Raw genomic sequence first — 16,611 nt, forward strand, 5'->3', positions numbered from 1 at the left:
ATGAGGAGGAGAAAACTCCGGCTTCCCCCCTATGCGAAGAGCTTCCGTTTCCGTCTCTATCTGATCTTCACCGGGACCATTGCGCTTCTTACCGCCGCCTTCGTGTCCTTCTATGTTGTCACCGAGGCGGGCGCGTACCGCAGTAACCTCGAGCGCGAGGGGAAACTCCTTGCCACTATCCTCGCGCACAACGCGCGGCTGCCGCTTTTCGCCGAGAACGTGAAGGCGCTCGAGTCGCTTGCCGAGAGCACGGCGCGCTACCCCTCGGTGCTCTCCGTCTCGATCAGCGACCGCGAAGGGAGGGTGTACGCCAGGCAGTTGAAGTCGGAGCGCATCCCGAACGACGCCGTCACCATGGCGGTGCCCATTACCCTGCCGAGCGGCCTTTCTCCCGAGTCCGCGCTTCTTGGTCACCGTGAGGGCAACGAGGATCGGGTCATCGGAGAGGTGCGCCTGAGGCTCGATACCACCGGTGAGCGCGAGCGCGTGCTCACGCTGGTCTTCGCCTCCCTCGGCATAGGCACCCTTTTCTGGGTCGCGGTCTCGCTGCTAAGCTACCACGTCCTGAAGCGGATGACCGGCTCCTTCAACCTCCTCCTGGGGGGGATTGAGGAGATCGGCTCCGGCAAGCTCTCGGCACGCGTCGACCTCGACGGCGACGACGAGCTCGGTCGCGCCGCAAACGCCATAAACGCCATGGCAGCCTCGCTGGAGCTGCGCGAACTGGAGAACCTCGCGCTGCAGGAGGAGCTCCTCAAAGCGATGAAACTCGAGGTGCAGGAGGAGAAGAAGCGGGTTATGGCGCGTCTTATCCAGACCAACAAGATGACCTCGCTCGGGCTTTTGCTCTCCTCGATGGCGCACGAGATAAACAACCCGAACGCGTCGATCCGCTTCTCCGGGCACATGATCGGCAAGATGCTGGCTGATGCGCTGCCGCTTCTGGACGGGGTATGGCAGGAAGAGGGGGACTTCTACCTCGGTGGGGTGCCTTATAACAAGGCTAGGCTCGTCCTGGTTGAAAACGCGGGAAAGATCGTGGAAAACTCGGAGCGGATCGCCCTGGTGGTGCAGGGGCTAAGGGACTACGGGGTCGGCGGCACCGTGCGGCAGCACCAGAAGCTGGACGTGAACGCGGCGGTCGGCGCGGCGCTGTCGGTGCTTGCCTGCCAGACCAACAAGGACATCCAGCTCCACACCTCCCTTGGCACCGGGCTGCCTGTCGTCGCCGGTAGCCAGCAGCAGATCGAGCAGGTGCTCCTCAACCTCATTCTGAACGCCATGCAGTCCTTCTCCGGCGGGCAGGGTGAGATCCGTCTTACCACCCGCTGCGAGGCGGGGGGGGATGAGGTGTTGGTCGAGGTGCGTGACAACGGCAGCGGCATAGCGCCGGAAACGATGGAGCGGCTCTTCGAGCCCTTCTATTCGACGAAGCTTGAGCGCGGCGGCAGCGGCCTCGGGCTCTACATATCCCAGTACATCGTCGCCGAGCATGGCGGCCGGCTGGAGCTTACTTCGCGCCAGGGCGAGGGGACCCTCGCCACCGTGACGCTCCTTGCCGCCTCCTGCTAGTGGTGGACGTGTTCCCCGCCAAGGACGGTCAGCATTCCCCCGATCCGTTCCATCAGGTCGGTGAGCGCATCGCCGTGGTACCCTTCACCGCAGATCCTGCGCATCTGGCTTAACAGCCCCTCGAAAACGTCCTCGCCACAGGAACCCCGGACTACCTCGTTAGTCAGGGCGTCGTTCAGCAATAGCCTCTTCATCTGGATGAGTTGGATCTCCACCCGCAGCTTCTTTATGGTAGGCATGTCACTTTGCTTGAGCAGTTGGAGGCACTGATTGATGATGCTGTACTGTTGGTCCATGATCTTCTCCCGGTAGCGATGGCATCGACAACAGGGACCTTATTCCAATATGTATGCCAAGACGGCAATTGAGAAAAGCCACGTGAAAACGGTATGTTATGCGGGCATTCCCATGGGGCGCCGCGCGCGGGGAGTGTGAAAAAATTTACACCTTCAGCCTGTTCATTCTGCTAAACCACGCACTTTCGCACCTTTGCGGCCGCCGGGTAAAAAATGCACTGTTCGTTTTTTTACAACCTGCGCCGCTTGAGCCCTCGCGCGCAGCAAAAAGGGGAGGAGGGCATCAGCAGGCCCTGGTAAGGCAACTGCGCACCGTTTCGGTGATCTGCGCCGCGGTGAAGGGCTTCAGGATGTAACCGTTCGCGCCGGCCTCGGCCATCAGGGTGCGCATCTCCGCTTCGCTCTTCGAGGAGAGGAGCAGGATCGGGATGTCGCGGCTCACCTCGTTTTCCTTGAGCAGCTTCGCCTTCTTGTTCCCGTCAAGCATCGGCATCATGATGTCCATGATGATCAGGTCCGGCCTCTCTTTGGAGAAGATGAACCGATTTGCCTCGATGCCGTTCGTTGCGGTAAGCACCAGGTATCCTGCCTGCTCCAGTGCGTCTTTCGCCATGGCGAGCACAAGCTCGCTGTCGTCTATGATGAGGATCTTCTCGTTCATGGTGGCTCCTTTAGGTCAGGTGACGGACGCAGGGGCGCCCGCTGAGGTGTCGGGGCGTATTGCTCCGAACAGTCGTTCCAGGACGGCGGGGATCAGGTCCAGCGGGACCACCCGATCCACGGCGTCGAGGGTGATGGCCGCCTTGGGCATGCCGAATACGGCGCAGGATGGCTCGTCCTGCACGATGGTGGTTCCACCGGCCTCCCGGATGCGCAGCATCCCCTGCGCGCCGTCTCTCCCCATGCCGGTGAGCAGCACCGCCACGACCTGATCGCAACGCTGCCGGGCGAGCGATGAGAAGAAGACGTCGATGGAGGGGCGGCAGCAGTTCACCGCAGGGGTGTCGACCAGGCGGATCGTGCCGTTGTCGAGGGTGAGGTGGCTGCCGTCGGGCGCGACCAGTACCTCACCTGAACTGCACGTGGCACCGTCCCGGGCGGTGGTGACCGGCAGGGCGCACTCCCTGTCCAGCCACTTGGCGTAGCCCCGGGCGAACCCTGGCGCTATGTGCTGCACCACGAAGACGGTCCCCGGAAAACTTGCGGGAAGCGACTTCAAAAGCCGCATCACCGCCTTCGGTCCTCCGGTTGACGCTCCGATGGCTAGGATGGTGTGGCCGGCGCCGTCGTGCGGGGGGGGGATCGCCTCGGGGAGCCGCAACCTGCGCCTTGGGTGCCGGATCACCCGAATCCTCGAGAGGAAAAGGATCTTCTCCCTCAGCGTCCGGGCGAAGAGTGCCAGCGACGCCTCGTCCTCCAAAAGCGGTTTCTCCATGACGTCGAGGGCGCCCCGCTTGATGGCGGCGAAGGCGCGGTCCACCTCGTTTGCCTCCACGTTGCCGGAGAGGACGAGGACCGGGGTGGGGGATTGGGACATGATCTCCTCGATGGCGTCCAGCCCGTCCAAAACCGGCATGAGCAGGTCCATGACGACGAGGTCCGGGGCGAGCGACTGGGTCAGCTCGACCGCCTGTACGCCGTCGGCCGCCTCGGCCACCACCTCGATGCCGTCCACGCCGTGCAGCATGTCTTTCAAAAGTCGGCGCGCGAGGAGGGAATCGTCCGCCAGCACAATCCTCGTGGTCATGTCGCTCCTTTTCCTCGGGCGCTCAGGCGCCCCTTCCCGGTCACCCTATGAGCATCTGCACCGTTTCCAGCAAAAGACCCTGGTCGAAGGCACCCTTCACGATATAGGCCTGCGCCCCAGACTGAAGCGCCTGCCGCTTGTCCTCGTCACGCGACAAGGACGACACGATGATGATCGGGGTGTCCTGGTACGTTTCCGAGGCGCGCAGGAGCCGGGTGAGCTCGAAGCCGTTCATCCCCGGCATTTCCACGTCCGAGATGATGAGGTCGAAACGATCAGATGCGCTTTTCTCCATGGCGTCCTCGCCCGAGACCGCGGTCACCACGTGGTACCCCTGGCCCGCGAGGATGCTCTGCTCCATGGTGCGGGTGGTGATCGAGTCGTCCACGACCAGGACCTTCGGACGGCGCTTCACCGCCGCTTCTTCCTCGGGAGAGAGGGTGGTGCGCGGCGCACCCCCTCCCGGCTGGAAGAGGTCCGGTACGTTGAGGATGAGGGCGGGGTTGCCGTCCCCCATGATGGTGGCGCCGAAGAGGTAGCGGACGTTTCCGAACTGTTTGCCGAGCCCCTTGACCACCACCTCGGAGTATCCGACGTGGCTTTCGACGATGCAGGCGATCCTCTGGTCGCAGTGCTTGAGCACCAGAACCGGCAGAGGGGCGTCCCCCGCGTCACGCCGCGCCGGGAGTCCCAGCATCCCCGCCAAGCTGTAAAGCGGCGTGGTGGCCCCGCGCACCTTGATAACCTCGTCCGTTCCCATGGTGGTGATTTCCGATGGACGCACCTTCAGGATTTCCTGCAGATAGGTGGCGGGGACGGCGAAGGTCTCGTCGCCGCAGGTGATGATGAGAGCGTCGAGGACCGAGAGGGTGAGCGGCAGTTGCAGGGTCACCTGGGTGAACCGCCCGGTCTCGCTCGACAGCGTCACGTTACCCTTGACGCGCTCGATGTTCTTCTTGACCACGTCCATGCCGACCCCGCGCCCGGAGATGTCGGTGACGATCTCGGCGGTAGAAAAGCCGGGGCGGAAGGTGAGGTAAAGGGCCTCCTCGTCGGTGAGCCCCTCGGCCTCGCGCGCTTCGATAACGCCGCGTGATACCGCGGCGGCCTTGATGGCGGCAGGGTCCATGCCGCGCCCGTCGTCCCGCACCTCGACTAGCACCGAATTCCCCTCGTGACGCGCGCTCAAAAGGACGCTTCCCCGGCGCGGCTTGCCGCACGCTTCGCGTGCCTCGGGGGGCTCGATGCCGTGGCTTAGGGCGTTGGTTAAAAGGTGGATGAGGATAGGCTTCAGCCCGTCGAGGAGCACCCGGTCCATCTCGATTCCCTGCCCCTCGATCTCGAACTGCACCTCACGGGAAAGCTGCAGGGAGAGGTCGCGCACGAGCCGTTCGAGACCGTCCGAGATGGTCTTCAGCGGCAGCATCCTGAGCCCCATCGCCTTTTCGTGCAGGTCCTGGATCAAAAAGCCGAGGTAAAGGATGTCCTCCTCCAGTTCGCCGCGAAAGGCGGTGAAGGGGGCCGCCTTCTCGGGGGGGAGCTCGTAGCAGAGCTCCTTCAGCCCGTCAAGCTTCGCCTCAAGGCGCTTTCTGTTGATGATCATCTCGCCGACCAGGTTCACCAGGTTGTCGAGGGTCTTCACGTCGGCGCGCACCGTATCCGCTACCGCTCCCTCCGCCTTCGCCTCGAGCGGCTCGACCGGCAAAAGGCGTCCCGATTCGCCCCGCTCGTACTCGGCGACGAAGCGCTCCACGTCAAGCTCCGGGGGAACGCCCCGCATGAGAGCCGACGTGATGAGCGCCACCGCGTCGGCACCCTTCAGTAAAAGGTCGATCGTCTCAGCGTCCACGCGGCGAAGGCCCTGCTCCATCCCCTTCAGGAGCTCCTCCATGGTGTGGGTGATGGCGCTTATGTCCGCAAGCCCCACCATGCGCGCCGACCCCTTCAGGGTGTGCGCGTTTCTCAAGAGCTCGTGCAAAAGTTCGGTCCGCGCCGGGTTCTTTTCCAGCACCAAAAGGCCGCTTTGCAGCGAGGCGAGATGTTCCTCCGCCTCCCGGCAGAAGATCTCGAGGTACCGGTTTCCCATCTAGGCCTCTTCCTCGGTGATCTCCTTGAGCCTCTGGGCGAGCTCCAGGATCTCGGCGATGGCGCGCTCGGTTTCGTGCGCGGAGAGTGCTACCTGCTGCGCCACGTCACGCACCTCGCTCATGGTCTCCGCCATCTGCTCGCAGGCGGAGGTCTGCTGCTGGGTGGAGAGGGTTATCTCTTTGGCGGTGCGCACCGTCTCCTGGGCGGTCGCCTGGATCGTGGCGAAGGAGTACTGCACCTTGTCCACCAGGTGCGAAGCGGCGTCGACCGCCTTGGTCCCCTCCTCGGTCACCATGATGGTGTTGTTGGTGGCGCGCTGGATCTCGCTGATGAGCCCCTTGATCTGGCGCGTCGCCTCGACGGTGCGGTCGGCGAGCCGCTTCACCTCTTGGGCCACGATGGCGAAGCGCTTGCCCGCCTCTCCGGCGCCGGCCGCCTCGATGGCGGCGTTCAGGGCGAGGAGGTTCGTCTGGTCGCTGATCTCGTCGATGATCTCCACGATGCCGCCGATCTTCTGGCTGTTCTCGCCAAGCTCCAGCATGCTCTTCGCGATGCTCTGCACCTGGCTTCTTACCTGTCCCATCCCGTCGATGGCGTTCACTACGTCCTCGCGGCCGCCGTTGCAGTTCTTCGTGGTATCCTCGGCTACCGCCTCCACGCTCTTCGAGTTTGCCGTGATCATCTTGGCGGTGATCGCGATCTCCTCGCTAGTGGTGGTTACCTCCTGGACCGCGCTTGCCTGCTGGGTCGAGCCGGAGGCCTGCTGGGCGCTGATCGCCATCATTTCGTTTGCCGCGCTGGAGAGCTGGATCACCGCCTCCTTGACCGAGGCGATCAGGCGGCCGCTTCGGCCGATCTCGTCTTTGAGGTCGCGCACTATGACCGTGGTCATCACGTTGAAGGCCTCGGCCAGCTCTCCTATCTCGTCGTTACTCTCCACCGGGATGGTCTCTTCGAGGTCGCCGCCTGTTATCTTGTGCGCCTTCTCGGTGAGCTGCAAAAGCGGTCTGACCGCCCGGCTCACCACGAGGAGGATGGTTACGCTCGCCACCAGGAGCATGATCGCCATGCTTCCGACGATCTGGTTTCTGAGCTCGGCCCCTTTCTGCTCTGTCTTAACCATGGAAAAGCCGATTCGGAAGGAGCCCCAGTGCTTGCCCCTTACGAACACCGGGGAGGAGAGGTCCCACATGGTTTCGCCTGTGTCACGCTGGTACACCTGCTTAAGGTAAGGCTCCCGGTTCTTGGATGCTGCAATCCCCACAGAATCGCTGAAGATACGCTTGGTGCGGTTGTTGATCTTGTCCTTTTCCCGGTCGCCGGTAAGAGGCGCCGAGTACTTGGCGTTGTGGGTAGGGATGTAGCCGTTTCGGTCGGTGAGGACGGCGAAGACGATCTGGTCGTCGTGCAGGAATTCGTCTTCCAGGGGCTGCACCGCCTGGTCCATGAAGTGGTCGAACTGGGTGTGGAATTTCTGCGGTTCCGTGTTCGGTATCGGTACGTAGTGCTCGTCGAAGAGCTGCTCCATGGTGAGGTTGCCGTTTGCCACCGCCTCCTCGAGAATCCGCTCCATGGAGCGCGCACCGGTCTGCGCGAGGATGCGTCCCTTGGAGAGGAGTTCCTGCTCCATGTTGGCGCGGCGCGAGCGGACGAAGTAGATCGAGAAGGCGGTCATGATGACCACCATGACCATGATGAGCACGCTGACGATTTTTACCGATAGCTTGTTGGACATGTCGAACCCCGGTCTCGTATTTTTATAGGCCCCCCAAAGGGAGCCAGTGCGGTTATGCCTCGCCCACCAAAAGCTCGGGCGCGGCAAGAAGGGCCTCCATGTCGAGGAGCAGAACCGCCCCTTCCTCGAGGTTGAAGTGTCCCCGGATGAACTGTTTCCTCTCAGCGGAGAGCCCCGCCACCGCAGTCTCGAACTGTTCCAGATCGAGTGGCTGCACCCCGTGCGCCGCCTCCACCAGGATGCCGGTCGAGAAGAGGTCGCCGCGCACGACGAGGATCCTACCGGCGGGGCCTAACTCCGGCTGCGCCAGCCCGAGCATCGGGCGGATGTCGATCGCCGCGGTGATGTCGCCGCGCAGGTTGAAAATCCCGGTGACGAGGCTTTGCACCGCGGGGACCCGGATGAGCTTCGGTATGCGGATCACCTCACAGGCGAAGTGGGTCTCGAAGGCGTAGCGCTCTCCACCCAGGGTGAAGACGAGGCATTCGAGCATCTGCTTCGCTTCGCTCTCCTCCTCGGAAAGCGCTTCCCAGTACTCCTCGCGCATCTGGTTCAATATGCTGCGGATGTCGTATCCGTTGTCGTTGCCGGTTGCCATGGTCTACCTCGCGGGGCCTTGCGGCCGTTTGTCACGCAACCCGTGCCAGCTCGTTTTGCAGCTGTAGCATGCAGACCGCCCGGGTCAGCCCCCCTGAGAAGGGGATGGTCTGGTCGTCGCTCAACCGGGAGAGTATCCTGATGCTGTTTCTGAGTTCGCGGGCCGCATCGTTCACGCGTCCCTGGCGCAGGTGCAGCCGCCCCATGTGGTAGCGCGGCATGATGAAGTCATGGTCCAGAAGAAGCGCCTTTCGGTACTCGGCGGCCGCCTCGGTAAGACGGTCCTCGGCGTCCAGGAGCACCCCCTTGAGAAAGTACGCCTCCGCCAGCAGGTCGTTGCACTTCAGGGCGCGCTCGCAGCTCTCCATGGCACTGGGAAGCTCTCCCTTGCCGGCAAGGATGAACCCGGTGAGTACAAGCGCCTCGGCGTTATCCGGGGTCTCTTGAAGCAGCTGTTCAAGTAGCGCCAGGGCGGCGTCATACTCCTCCCGGTCGAAAAGCTCGCGCGCCTGGCGGAATAGCTCGGTGGCGCCTTGGGGCACAGGCCCGGGGAGGGGTAGGGGGGCGTCTTCGGCCGGTGGTGGCGCCTCGACTGCCGCAGCCGGGGCGGACGGCGCCAAAACGGTCGGCGCCTGCGCGGCAAGCCAAGCAGCGGCAAGCCTCATCTGCTCCGGTGTCAGCTCCCACTCCGGCTGGGGTGTGCCCGGGTCACGGCGTTCCTTTTGTGCCTGCCCCCCCTTTACGTAATAGAAGCTCCGCTCCTGGCGCCTGAGGCTTAAGGGGAGCCCTTCATGCTGCAGGAGCGTTTCGGAGTGCCCGAGGAAGAGAAGCCCTCCAGGGGCAAGAGCGTCGGTAAACCGCTCCAGCATCTGCTCCGCGCTTTGCGTGGTGAAGTAGATGAGGACGTTGCGACAGAAGATGGCATCGAGTCCCTGCAGCTCTTCGCAAAGCGGTTCGTGGCAAGGGACGGAGAGGTTCAGGTGCGCGAACCGGACAAGCTGTTTCACCTCGTCCCGGATCAGGAAGCTTTCGCCGACCCGCCTGAAGTAGCGCTGTACCTGGTCCGGTCTGGTGATCCTCATCGACCACGGGGAGTACACCCCCTCGCGGGCGCGCTTCAGCGAACGGTTGTTGATGTCGGTGGCGATGATCCGTATGTCACGCTCCCTCCAGTCGGGCAGCGCCTCCATCACGGTCATGGCGATGGAGTAGGGTTCCTCGCCGGTGGAGCACCCGGCCGACCAGATACGCACCGGAGCCGGGTCGTCCTTTAAAAAGGCGAGACGCTCTCTCAGGACGTCGAAATGGGCCGGGTAACGGAAGAAGTAGGTCTCGCCCACGGTCAGAAACTGCAGGAGCCGCTGGAGCTCGTGGCGGTCCTCGCCGTGCAACTCCAGGTACTGCAGGTATTCTTCGAAGCTCCACATGCGCAGCGCCGCCATCCGCTTGCGCAGCCCGCGCGCCAGGGCCGCCTGGTTGCGCGCCTCGAAGTGCAGCCCGGTATGCTTCAGTATGTGCCTTGAGAAGGCGCAGGCCAGGCCGGAGGATAGTTCCTCTTCATGTTGGGGCCCGGACTTCCTGAGCGCGACAAGGGCCAGGTCGTCGAACAGGCGCTTCTCGTCCACCGGGGTCGGTATGAAGTCGAATACCTGGAGCAGTTCCGCTTCGAGCCTCAGGCAGTCGGAAATGACGATGACCGGCACTGAGCATGGCCCGTGCGGGGTCTGGACCCTGTGTTCCACCGCTAGGGAGGGGACGCTTGAGTCCTCCACCGCAAGGATGATCAGATCAGGCTTCCGCCTTCTGACCGCCGGAAACGCTTCTTTGGCAGGACAGACGGGGAGTGGGGTGTGACCCGCACTCTGAAGCAGGCCGCAGAGATAAGCAGCGAACGGATCGTTATCGCTTATGACGAGGATTTGCAAAGACAAGTGGCTGGTCCTCTTTCTGCTGCTTAGGTTGTGGCGCTAGCTGAATCTTCCGGTTATGCGTGACTGTATTACATTGAAATAAAACGTTCTATCGTGCCATGATTCCTTGCAATAACGGCCATGCTAGCATTTTTAATGATTGGGTCAACTAAAATTAATCTCATAGCTAAAATAATGTTTTGTACTAGCCTTTGCTCCCGGCACGCCTGCGCTACTACGAAGGAGAAACATCTGGCGCTATCGACCGCGCCAAGGGGCGTCAAGGTCATCCCGGAAGCGCAGCACCGGGAGAGCATGTCGGCGCCAAACCTCGTAAAATCACCCTTGACACCTGCTTACCTCGGATATAATATATTCGAAAGTTTGAATGTATACAGAAGGAGCGTGAACCAAATGCCTATCTTTGAGTATGTCTGCAACGCGTGCGGCCAGAAGTTCGAGAAACTGGAAAAAGGGAGCGCCGTCGAGGAAAAAAACTGCCCCGCCTGCGGGTCCGTTGACGTGAAGAAGGCGCTGTCCATCTTCGCCGCATCCGGGAGTTCGGACAGCAAGTGTTTCAGCGGCGGCTGAAGGTTCTGAACCACCGCGCCGGTCGGCGCGACGATCTGCAAGGAAAAGGGAGGCTTCGGTCTCCCTTTTTCGCGTATCCGGCTGCATACCTACTGGGGGCTACGAAACGCTGGAGCGTATACGGCGCACGCTCGAGGGGGGCAGCCGTAAATATCTGTTGACATGAGGAAAACCGAATGTATATTGTGCAACTTCGACTAGGAGAGTTGGCAAAGCAACGGGTAAAATGGATGGCGCCGCGGAAGGTGCTCCTATTTTGCCGGAGGATTTTCGGTGCGTAAGCTGCGTCTTCCCGGGTATGGAACCCTTATTCCCGTCGCGTTGCTGCTCGGGTTTGCCCCCTTTTATCCGGAGCCGCACCTGGTAGGCAAGGTGAGGATGCTGTTTGCAGGCACCTTATCGAAACCGTTGGATATTTTCGACCTGTTCTGGCATACGTGGCCGTTTGCGTTGCTGCTCGTGCGCATCGTCATCGACCTGCAGGGGAAAAGGGGCGAATCTTAGCGCTGCGCCAACCTAAAAGGTAAAGCGTCAGAGTGTCGTCATGTAGTGTTTTGTCCGGTTCCACCGCCGGGCATGGAATTGTCGTAAAAGCAAGGAGAAGTGGATGAAGAGGAGAATCGTCGTGGTCGGCGCCAACGCAGCCGGCGCCAAGGCCGCTGCAAAGGCCAGAAGGATCAACCCCAGGGCGGAGATCACCGTGATCGACCGCGGCAGCTTCATATCCTATGGCGCCTGCGGCATCCCCTATTACGTATCCGATACGGTTCCCGACGTGAAGGAACTCATGAGCACCCCCGTCGGTGTCGTGCGTGACGCCAACTTCTTCAAGAAGGTGAAGGGGGTGTCGGTCAAGACCAATACCGAGGTGACCGGCATAGACCGCGAAGCGAAGATGATACGGCTGCGTGAGGGCGCCGGAGCCGAGACCTCGCTTCCCTACGACAAGCTGATCCTCGCCACCGGCAGTTCCCCTTTCGTCCCTAAAATTGAAAATGTCGGGCTGAAGAACATCCTCACCGTGAAGTCCATCGAGGATGCCGAGCTTCTGAAAGAAAGCGCCCTTTCCTGCAGTGCTGCCTGCATCGTCGGTGGGGGGCTCATCGGCCTTGAGACCGCCGAGGCGCTGCGGCAAAAGGGAATGCAGGTTACCCTCGTAGAGATGCGTGACCAACTCCTCCCGGGTGTCCTCGATCCCGAGGTCGCCGCGGCGGTGGAAAAACACGTGAAGCAGCAGGGGGTGACCGTAATCACCGGGTGCGCCGTGACCGGGTTCGCAGGCGAAGGTGCCGTCGCCAAGGTCATGGTGGGGGAGCGGGAAATCGAGGCCGATTTGGTCGTGCTCGCTCCCGGCGCCACTCCGAACGTTCAGTTGGCCCGCGAGGCGGGGCTTGCCATCGGCGCCACCGGGGCGGTCGCCGTCGACCAGATGCTGCGCACCAGCGATCCCGACATCTACGCCTGCGGCGACTGCTGCGAGACGACTCACCTGGTGACCGGCAAGAAAGTCTTCGTTCCCCTCGGGAGCACCGCCAACAAGCAGGGGCGCGTCGCCGGCATCAACGCAGCCGGAGGCGAGGCGACCTTCGCCGGCATCATAGGTACCAGCATCCTCAAGGTCTTTAGTTTCAACGCGGGAAAAACAGGGCTTACCGAGACCGAAGCGCGCGCAAACGGTTTCGACGTGGAAACGGTACTCTCACCGGCGCCGGACCGGGCCCACTTCTTCCCCGGGGCGAAGCCGATCATGCTGAAGCTCGTTGCCGACCGCGGCACCGGCCGCATCCTCGGCCTGCAGGCGGCGGGCGAAGGGGCGGTGGACAAGCGTCTCGACGCGGCGGCTGCCGCGATCACCTTCAAGGCGACCGCCGAGCAACTCTCCCAGCTTGACCTGGCCTACGCGCCGCCGTACGGCGCGGCCATGGACAACCTGATCGTCGCCGCCGACATCATGAAGAACAAGCTCTCCGGGCACGCGCGCGGCATCTCCGCCCGCGAGGTGAAGCGCAAGCTCGATGAAGAGGAGGATTTCATCCTGCTTGACGTCCGCTCGCCAGCCGAACACGGCGAGATCGGCATCGAAGGGGCGAAGCTGATCCCGCTCGGCGTGCTGCGCGATAAGTTGGAGGAGCTTCCCAAGGACAAGGAGATCGTCACCTTCTGCAAGATAAGCCTCAGGGGGTACGAGGCGCAGAAGATCCTAGACGCCGCCGGGTTCACCAACGTGAAGTTCATGGACGGCGGCATCATGGCGTGGCCCTACAAGTTCAGGGATCGCTGATTCCTTCGGCTTCCGGAATTGAAAAGGGGGAGCGCCACTGGCGCTCCCCCTTTCTAGTCTGTACCCGCACGGCGTGTCGCGGTCCGGTCCGGTGATGCAGTGGGGCTAATTGCCGCTGTGCGGCGACCAGTCAGAGGCGGCGAAAGAGGATCCGTCGGCCGTAACAGGATCTCTTTCAGGGACCCCTTTGACCACTTTCTTAGTGTAGATCGTCTGGCTGCCCGATGATGTCCCAAAGGCCTTGGAACCATTTCGGTGCTGCATGAGAGCCGCATACCCTGCGGCGGTAGTGTTGATGCCGATCTTGACTCCGGTTGAGTTCTTAAAAAGGGGGACCCCCGCACCAGATCCAGGACTGCCGCCGTACAGGGTTTGTCCGGTTTTACTGAAGTCGCTCTGCCCCAGAGTTCTGCAGTGCGCGGAAATGGGAAAGAAAATGAGCAATCCCAAGATCGTTCCTTTCATCTCGCAACTCCTTCTCTTGGCAACCTAGCGGTATGCCACATCTATCGGATACTCCTGGTTCTCTGAAAAGTAACTCTCCATTGCAGTCTTTAGTACTCTGAGGTCGCTTACGGAGGCGCTGTTGGCCGCCTTCTCCCGGTAAGATGTGAATTCCGGGATGGCGATGGTCGCCAAAATGCCAATGATAAGCATCACGGAGATGAGCTCGAAAAGCGTCAGACCTTTCTCGTCGCGCAAGGGGGTGGGCATCGACCATCTCCTCCCTTCAGGGCAGCGCGGTGACCGCGCCCGTCCCGCAATGCCTTTGAAATTACAGCTGTACGGTATATTGGCAAAACGTTGGCAGTAGGTCTGCCCGCATGCATCGGATTATCTTGTAGGCGATTTTCTTAATTCGGATGGGGAAGGGAGTCGGAGGTAGGGGGCGCGCAGATCGGCGCCCCCCTTTGCATGGGAGTTGTCAGGCCCAGCGGTTGCGTCTGATTTTGTCGTGCTGCAGCTTTTCGGCCGGCAGCGGCCTTGGACGCTCCGCCGCGTGGCCTATGCCTAGGACGCACTCGACCTTGATGTTTTCGGGGAGGCCGAGAAGCTCCTGGATGTATGCCTCGGCGCTTTGCTGCGCGTCGTGCTTTCTGTTGCGGATCTGGGCCCAGCAGCTTCCGAGCCCGAGCGAGACTGCGGTGCACTGGATGAGGATGGCGGCGATGGAGCAGTCTTCCACCCAAACATCGGATTTCGTTTCGTCGGCGCAGACCACAATGGCAAGCGGAGCCCGTGCCAGAAATTCCGAGCCGTGCTGCTTGGAGAGGGAAAGCTTCTGAAGCAGTTCCGGGTCGTCCACGACGATGAACTCCCAGGGGTTGATGCTGCGCGAGGCGGGCGCTCTCAGTGCGGCTTCTATGAGTGTCTCGATGGCCTCGACGGAAACCTTCTCGCTGGTAAACTTCCGTATGCTGCGGCGTTTGCGTAACAGTTGTATCATGGCTCTTCCTTTCAGGCGGCGTTGCGCGTGGCGCTATAACAAAGGCGCAAATCTACTCCAAAAGTCATGCGTAGTCAAACCGCCGCCTTTGAGCGTCACGGGCGCCAAGTGTCAGATCTTTGCAGCTTTTAATCGTATTTTTCCTTTTGCCTTATTGACAGGTACGTCGGCGCGGGTCTATAAGGAATGAAGATTCATTCCGCGGGAGAACGATACGATGGATAAGACCGACAAATGTGAGAAGGCAGAGAAGTGTTGCGACAAGCGTGAGCTCATCATCCAGGCGGCGCTAGAGCTCGTCGCGGAGCAGGGGTTCCATGGCGCCCCCATGGCTATGATCGCCGAGAAGGCGGGGGTCGGCGCGGGGACCATCTACCGCTACTTCGAGAATAAGGACGACCTGATCCGCTGGATCTACAAGAACGTCGAGGAGCGCTTTGTAGAGGTCATGATGCAGGGGTACCCGGAAAACGGGCCGGTGCGCGAGCGCCTGTTGCACATAGGGACCGAGCTTGTGCGCCACCTGATCAGGGAGCCTTTGCAACTGCGCTTCGTCGAGCAGTTCCACAACTCCCCGTACGGCATAGACCACCGCAGGGAGAAGATCTTCGGTGAGGGTAGAAAGGACGTCATCAGTGAGCTTTTCCAGGAGGCGCTTCAGCAACAGATCTTCAAGCCGCTGGAACTCGCCATCCTCTTCTCGCTCTTCTTCGGGCCGCTGGTCGACATCTGCCGCGATCACATCCTGGGCTTCATAAAGCTGGACGACGCCCTCATCGAACAGGTGGTCGGGGCATGCTGGGACGCCCTGCGGCGCTAGCCCAGAATGATCGTTCATTCTACTCAGAGGTGTTGACGTCATGTTGATGAAACTTTGCTTGATCCTGTTCGCCCTGACCTGGGGCGGCATCGTCCTGATCGTCTCATTTAGACGCAAGTAAGGTGGCGAAGCCACCATAGACCTTTTATCGAGGCCGTAAAAAACAAACGAGGTGTATATGCAGATCACGTACAGGGCACAGTTGTTATCCGTAGTTCTCATGTTGGGCGGCTCCCTGGTCCTTGCCGGGTGCGGCAAGAAGCAGCAGCCCGCCGGGCCGCCGCAGGGCCCCCCCGAAGTCGGGGTGATCGAGATCCAGCCGCAGCACGTAGCCTTGACCACCGAACTTCCGGGGCGTACCTCCCCGTACCTGATCGCCGAGGTCCGTCCCCAAGTGACCGGCATCATTCAGAAGCGAGTCTTCACCGAGGGGAGCGACGTGAAGGCAGGGCAGGTGCTGTACCAGATCGACCCGGCCACCTACCAGGCTGCCTACGCGAGCGCCAAGGCGGCCGAGGCGCGGGCCGAGGCGAACGTACTTCCCGCGAAGCTGAAGGAGGAGCGTTTCCGCGAGCTCGTGAAGATCAACGCGGTCAGCAAGCAGGACTACGACTCCGCCTACGCGGCTCTCAAGCAGGCCGAAGCCGACGTCGCCTCCGCCAAGGCGCAGGTGGAAAGTGCGCGCATCAACTTGGCCTACACGAGGGTGACCGCCCCCATCTCCGGGCGCATCGGTCGTTCCAGCGTAACCGACGGGGCCCTGGTCACCGCGAACCAGGCGGCGCCGCTCGCCACCATCCAGCAGCTCTCCACCATGTACGTGGACGTGACCCAGTCGAGCTCGGACATGCTGAAGCTGAAGCAGAGTCTGGCCCAGGGGCTTATGAAGCGCGACAAGGCGGGTGAGGCGCGGGTGAAGCTCCTCCTCGAGGACGGCACCCAGTACCCGGTAACCGGTACCCTCAAGTTCTCCGATGTGACCGTGGACCAGAGCACAGGCTCGATCACGGTGCGCGCCGTCTTCCCGAACCCGAAGCAGACCCTGCTCCCCGGCATGTTCGTACGTGCCGTACTCGAGGAGGGGGTGAACGAGGCAGCCATCCTGGTGCCGCAGCGCGGTGTGACGAGAAACGCGGCCGGACAGGCGATCGTCATGGTCGTTGCCGCCGAGAACAAGGTAGAACCGCGTCCGGTGCAGGTGGCCCGCACCGTGGGTGACAACTGGCTCGTGAGCGGCGGGTTGAAGGCCGGCGACAAGGTGATTCTCGAGGGGATCCAGAAAGCGCGCCCCGGTACCCAGGTGAAGATGGTGCCGTTCCAGTCGCCCGAAGGGCATGGCGGCCCCGGTGGCGCTCCGGGTGCTGCAGCACCGGGCGCTCAGGGTGCCCCCGGCGCGAAGCCTGCCGCCCCGGCAGCACCGGCGGCCCCGGCCCAGTCCCAGAAGAAGTAGCTGCGACGACCACAACAGGCACATCCGTTGACGTGAAGTTGAATGTTGAACGCCGAACGTTGAACGGAGTTTAAGGA

At 61.9% G+C, this 16,611-nt stretch carries 16 protein-coding genes; 6 read left to right on the forward strand and 10 right to left on the reverse strand.

The window, feature by feature from the left end; genetic code table 11:
• Window positions 1-1,572, forward strand: a complete 1,572-nt coding sequence (locus tag E8L22_RS10055) for a sensor histidine kinase (RefSeq protein ID WP_136525062.1) — start codon at window positions 1-3, stop codon at window positions 1,570-1,572.
• Here E8L22_RS10055 and E8L22_RS10060 read toward each other — a convergent pair.
• From E8L22_RS10060 to E8L22_RS10090, 7 genes are all read right to left on the reverse strand, one after another.
• Entirely contained in the window at window positions 1,569-1,868 is a 300-nt protein-coding gene (locus tag E8L22_RS10060; RefSeq protein WP_136512989.1) for a hypothetical protein, read from the reverse strand. The two genes, E8L22_RS10055 and E8L22_RS10060, sit on opposite strands and share 4 nt — an antisense overlap.
• Window positions 1,869-2,151: 283 nt before the next feature.
• Window positions 2,152-2,529: a response regulator gene (locus E8L22_RS10065; RefSeq protein WP_136525063.1), complete on the reverse strand. Its 378-nt coding sequence runs from the start codon at window positions 2,527-2,529 to the stop codon at window positions 2,152-2,154.
• A 15-nt stretch (window positions 2,530-2,544) separates the two neighbouring features.
• A complete protein-coding gene (gene cheB, locus E8L22_RS10070; RefSeq protein WP_136525064.1) occupies window positions 2,545-3,615 on the reverse strand; it encodes a chemotaxis-specific protein-glutamate methyltransferase CheB in 1,071 nt (356 codons plus the stop codon).
• Window positions 3,616-3,655: 40 nt separating this feature from the next.
• Entirely contained in the window at window positions 3,656-5,701 is a 2,046-nt protein-coding gene (locus E8L22_RS10075; protein WP_136525065.1) for a hybrid sensor histidine kinase/response regulator, read from the reverse strand.
• Window positions 5,702-7,438, reverse strand: a complete 1,737-nt coding sequence (locus E8L22_RS10080) for a methyl-accepting chemotaxis protein (RefSeq protein WP_136525066.1) — start codon at window positions 7,436-7,438, stop codon at window positions 5,702-5,704.
• A gap of 52 nt (window positions 7,439-7,490) precedes the next feature.
• Window positions 7,491-8,036: a chemotaxis protein CheW gene (locus E8L22_RS10085; protein ID WP_136525067.1), complete on the reverse strand. Its 546-nt coding sequence runs from the start codon at window positions 8,034-8,036 to the stop codon at window positions 7,491-7,493.
• Window positions 8,037-8,067: 31 nt separating this feature from the next.
• On the reverse strand, window positions 8,068-9,966 hold the full coding sequence (locus E8L22_RS10090; protein WP_136525068.1) for a CheR family methyltransferase: 1,899 nt from the start codon (window positions 9,964-9,966) through the stop codon (window positions 8,068-8,070).
• A gap of 393 nt (window positions 9,967-10,359) precedes the next feature.
• On the opposite strand from E8L22_RS10090, the gene E8L22_RS10095 reads away from it, so the two are divergent.
• The 3 genes from E8L22_RS10095 (at window position 10,360) to E8L22_RS10105 (ending at window position 12,817) form a co-directional block, all read left to right on the forward strand.
• Window positions 10,360-10,536: an FmdB family zinc ribbon protein gene (locus E8L22_RS10095; RefSeq protein WP_136525069.1), complete on the forward strand. Its 177-nt coding sequence runs from the start codon at window positions 10,360-10,362 to the stop codon at window positions 10,534-10,536.
• 273 nt (window positions 10,537-10,809) lie between these two features.
• A complete protein-coding gene (locus tag E8L22_RS10100) occupies window positions 10,810-11,040 on the forward strand; it encodes an RND transporter (RefSeq protein WP_136525070.1) in 231 nt (76 codons plus the stop codon).
• Between the two features lie 103 nt (window positions 11,041-11,143).
• Window positions 11,144-12,817, forward strand: a complete 1,674-nt coding sequence (locus tag E8L22_RS10105) for an FAD-dependent oxidoreductase (protein ID WP_136525071.1) — start codon at window positions 11,144-11,146, stop codon at window positions 12,815-12,817.
• Between the two features lie 105 nt (window positions 12,818-12,922).
• Here the strand turns inward: E8L22_RS10105 and E8L22_RS10110 are convergent, their stop codons facing one another.
• The 3 genes from E8L22_RS10110 to E8L22_RS10120 all read right to left on the reverse strand — a co-directional run bounded on the left by E8L22_RS10110 (window position 12,923) and on the right by E8L22_RS10120 (window position 14,264).
• Complete coding sequence (locus E8L22_RS10110) at window positions 12,923-13,282, reverse strand: hypothetical protein (RefSeq protein ID WP_136525072.1); 360 nt, start codon at window positions 13,280-13,282, stop codon at window positions 12,923-12,925.
• A gap of 24 nt (window positions 13,283-13,306) precedes the next feature.
• Window positions 13,307-13,531, reverse strand: a complete 225-nt coding sequence (locus tag E8L22_RS10115; protein ID WP_136525073.1) for a type IV pilin protein — start codon at window positions 13,529-13,531, stop codon at window positions 13,307-13,309.
• Between the two features lie 211 nt (window positions 13,532-13,742).
• The gene (locus E8L22_RS10120; RefSeq protein WP_136525074.1) at window positions 13,743-14,264 is read right to left on the reverse strand and encodes a nitroreductase family protein; all 522 of its coding nucleotides are present in this window, start codon (window positions 14,262-14,264) and stop codon (window positions 13,743-13,745) included.
• Between the two features lie 217 nt (window positions 14,265-14,481).
• Here E8L22_RS10120 and E8L22_RS10125 point away from each other — a divergent pair, with 217 nt between their 5' ends.
• A complete protein-coding gene (locus tag E8L22_RS10125; protein WP_136525075.1) occupies window positions 14,482-15,084 on the forward strand; it encodes a TetR/AcrR family transcriptional regulator in 603 nt (200 codons plus the stop codon).
• Window positions 15,085-15,262: 178 nt separating this feature from the next.
• Window positions 15,263-16,534 (forward strand): efflux RND transporter periplasmic adaptor subunit, encoded by a 1,272-nt coding sequence (locus E8L22_RS10130; protein WP_136525076.1) that lies wholly within the window; start codon window positions 15,263-15,265, stop codon window positions 16,532-16,534.
• Window positions 16,535-16,611 lie beyond the last annotated feature (77 nt).

Source organism: Geomonas ferrireducens, from assembly GCF_004917065.1.
GTDB lineage: Bacteria > Desulfobacterota > Desulfuromonadia > Geobacterales > Geobacteraceae > Geomonas > Geomonas ferrireducens.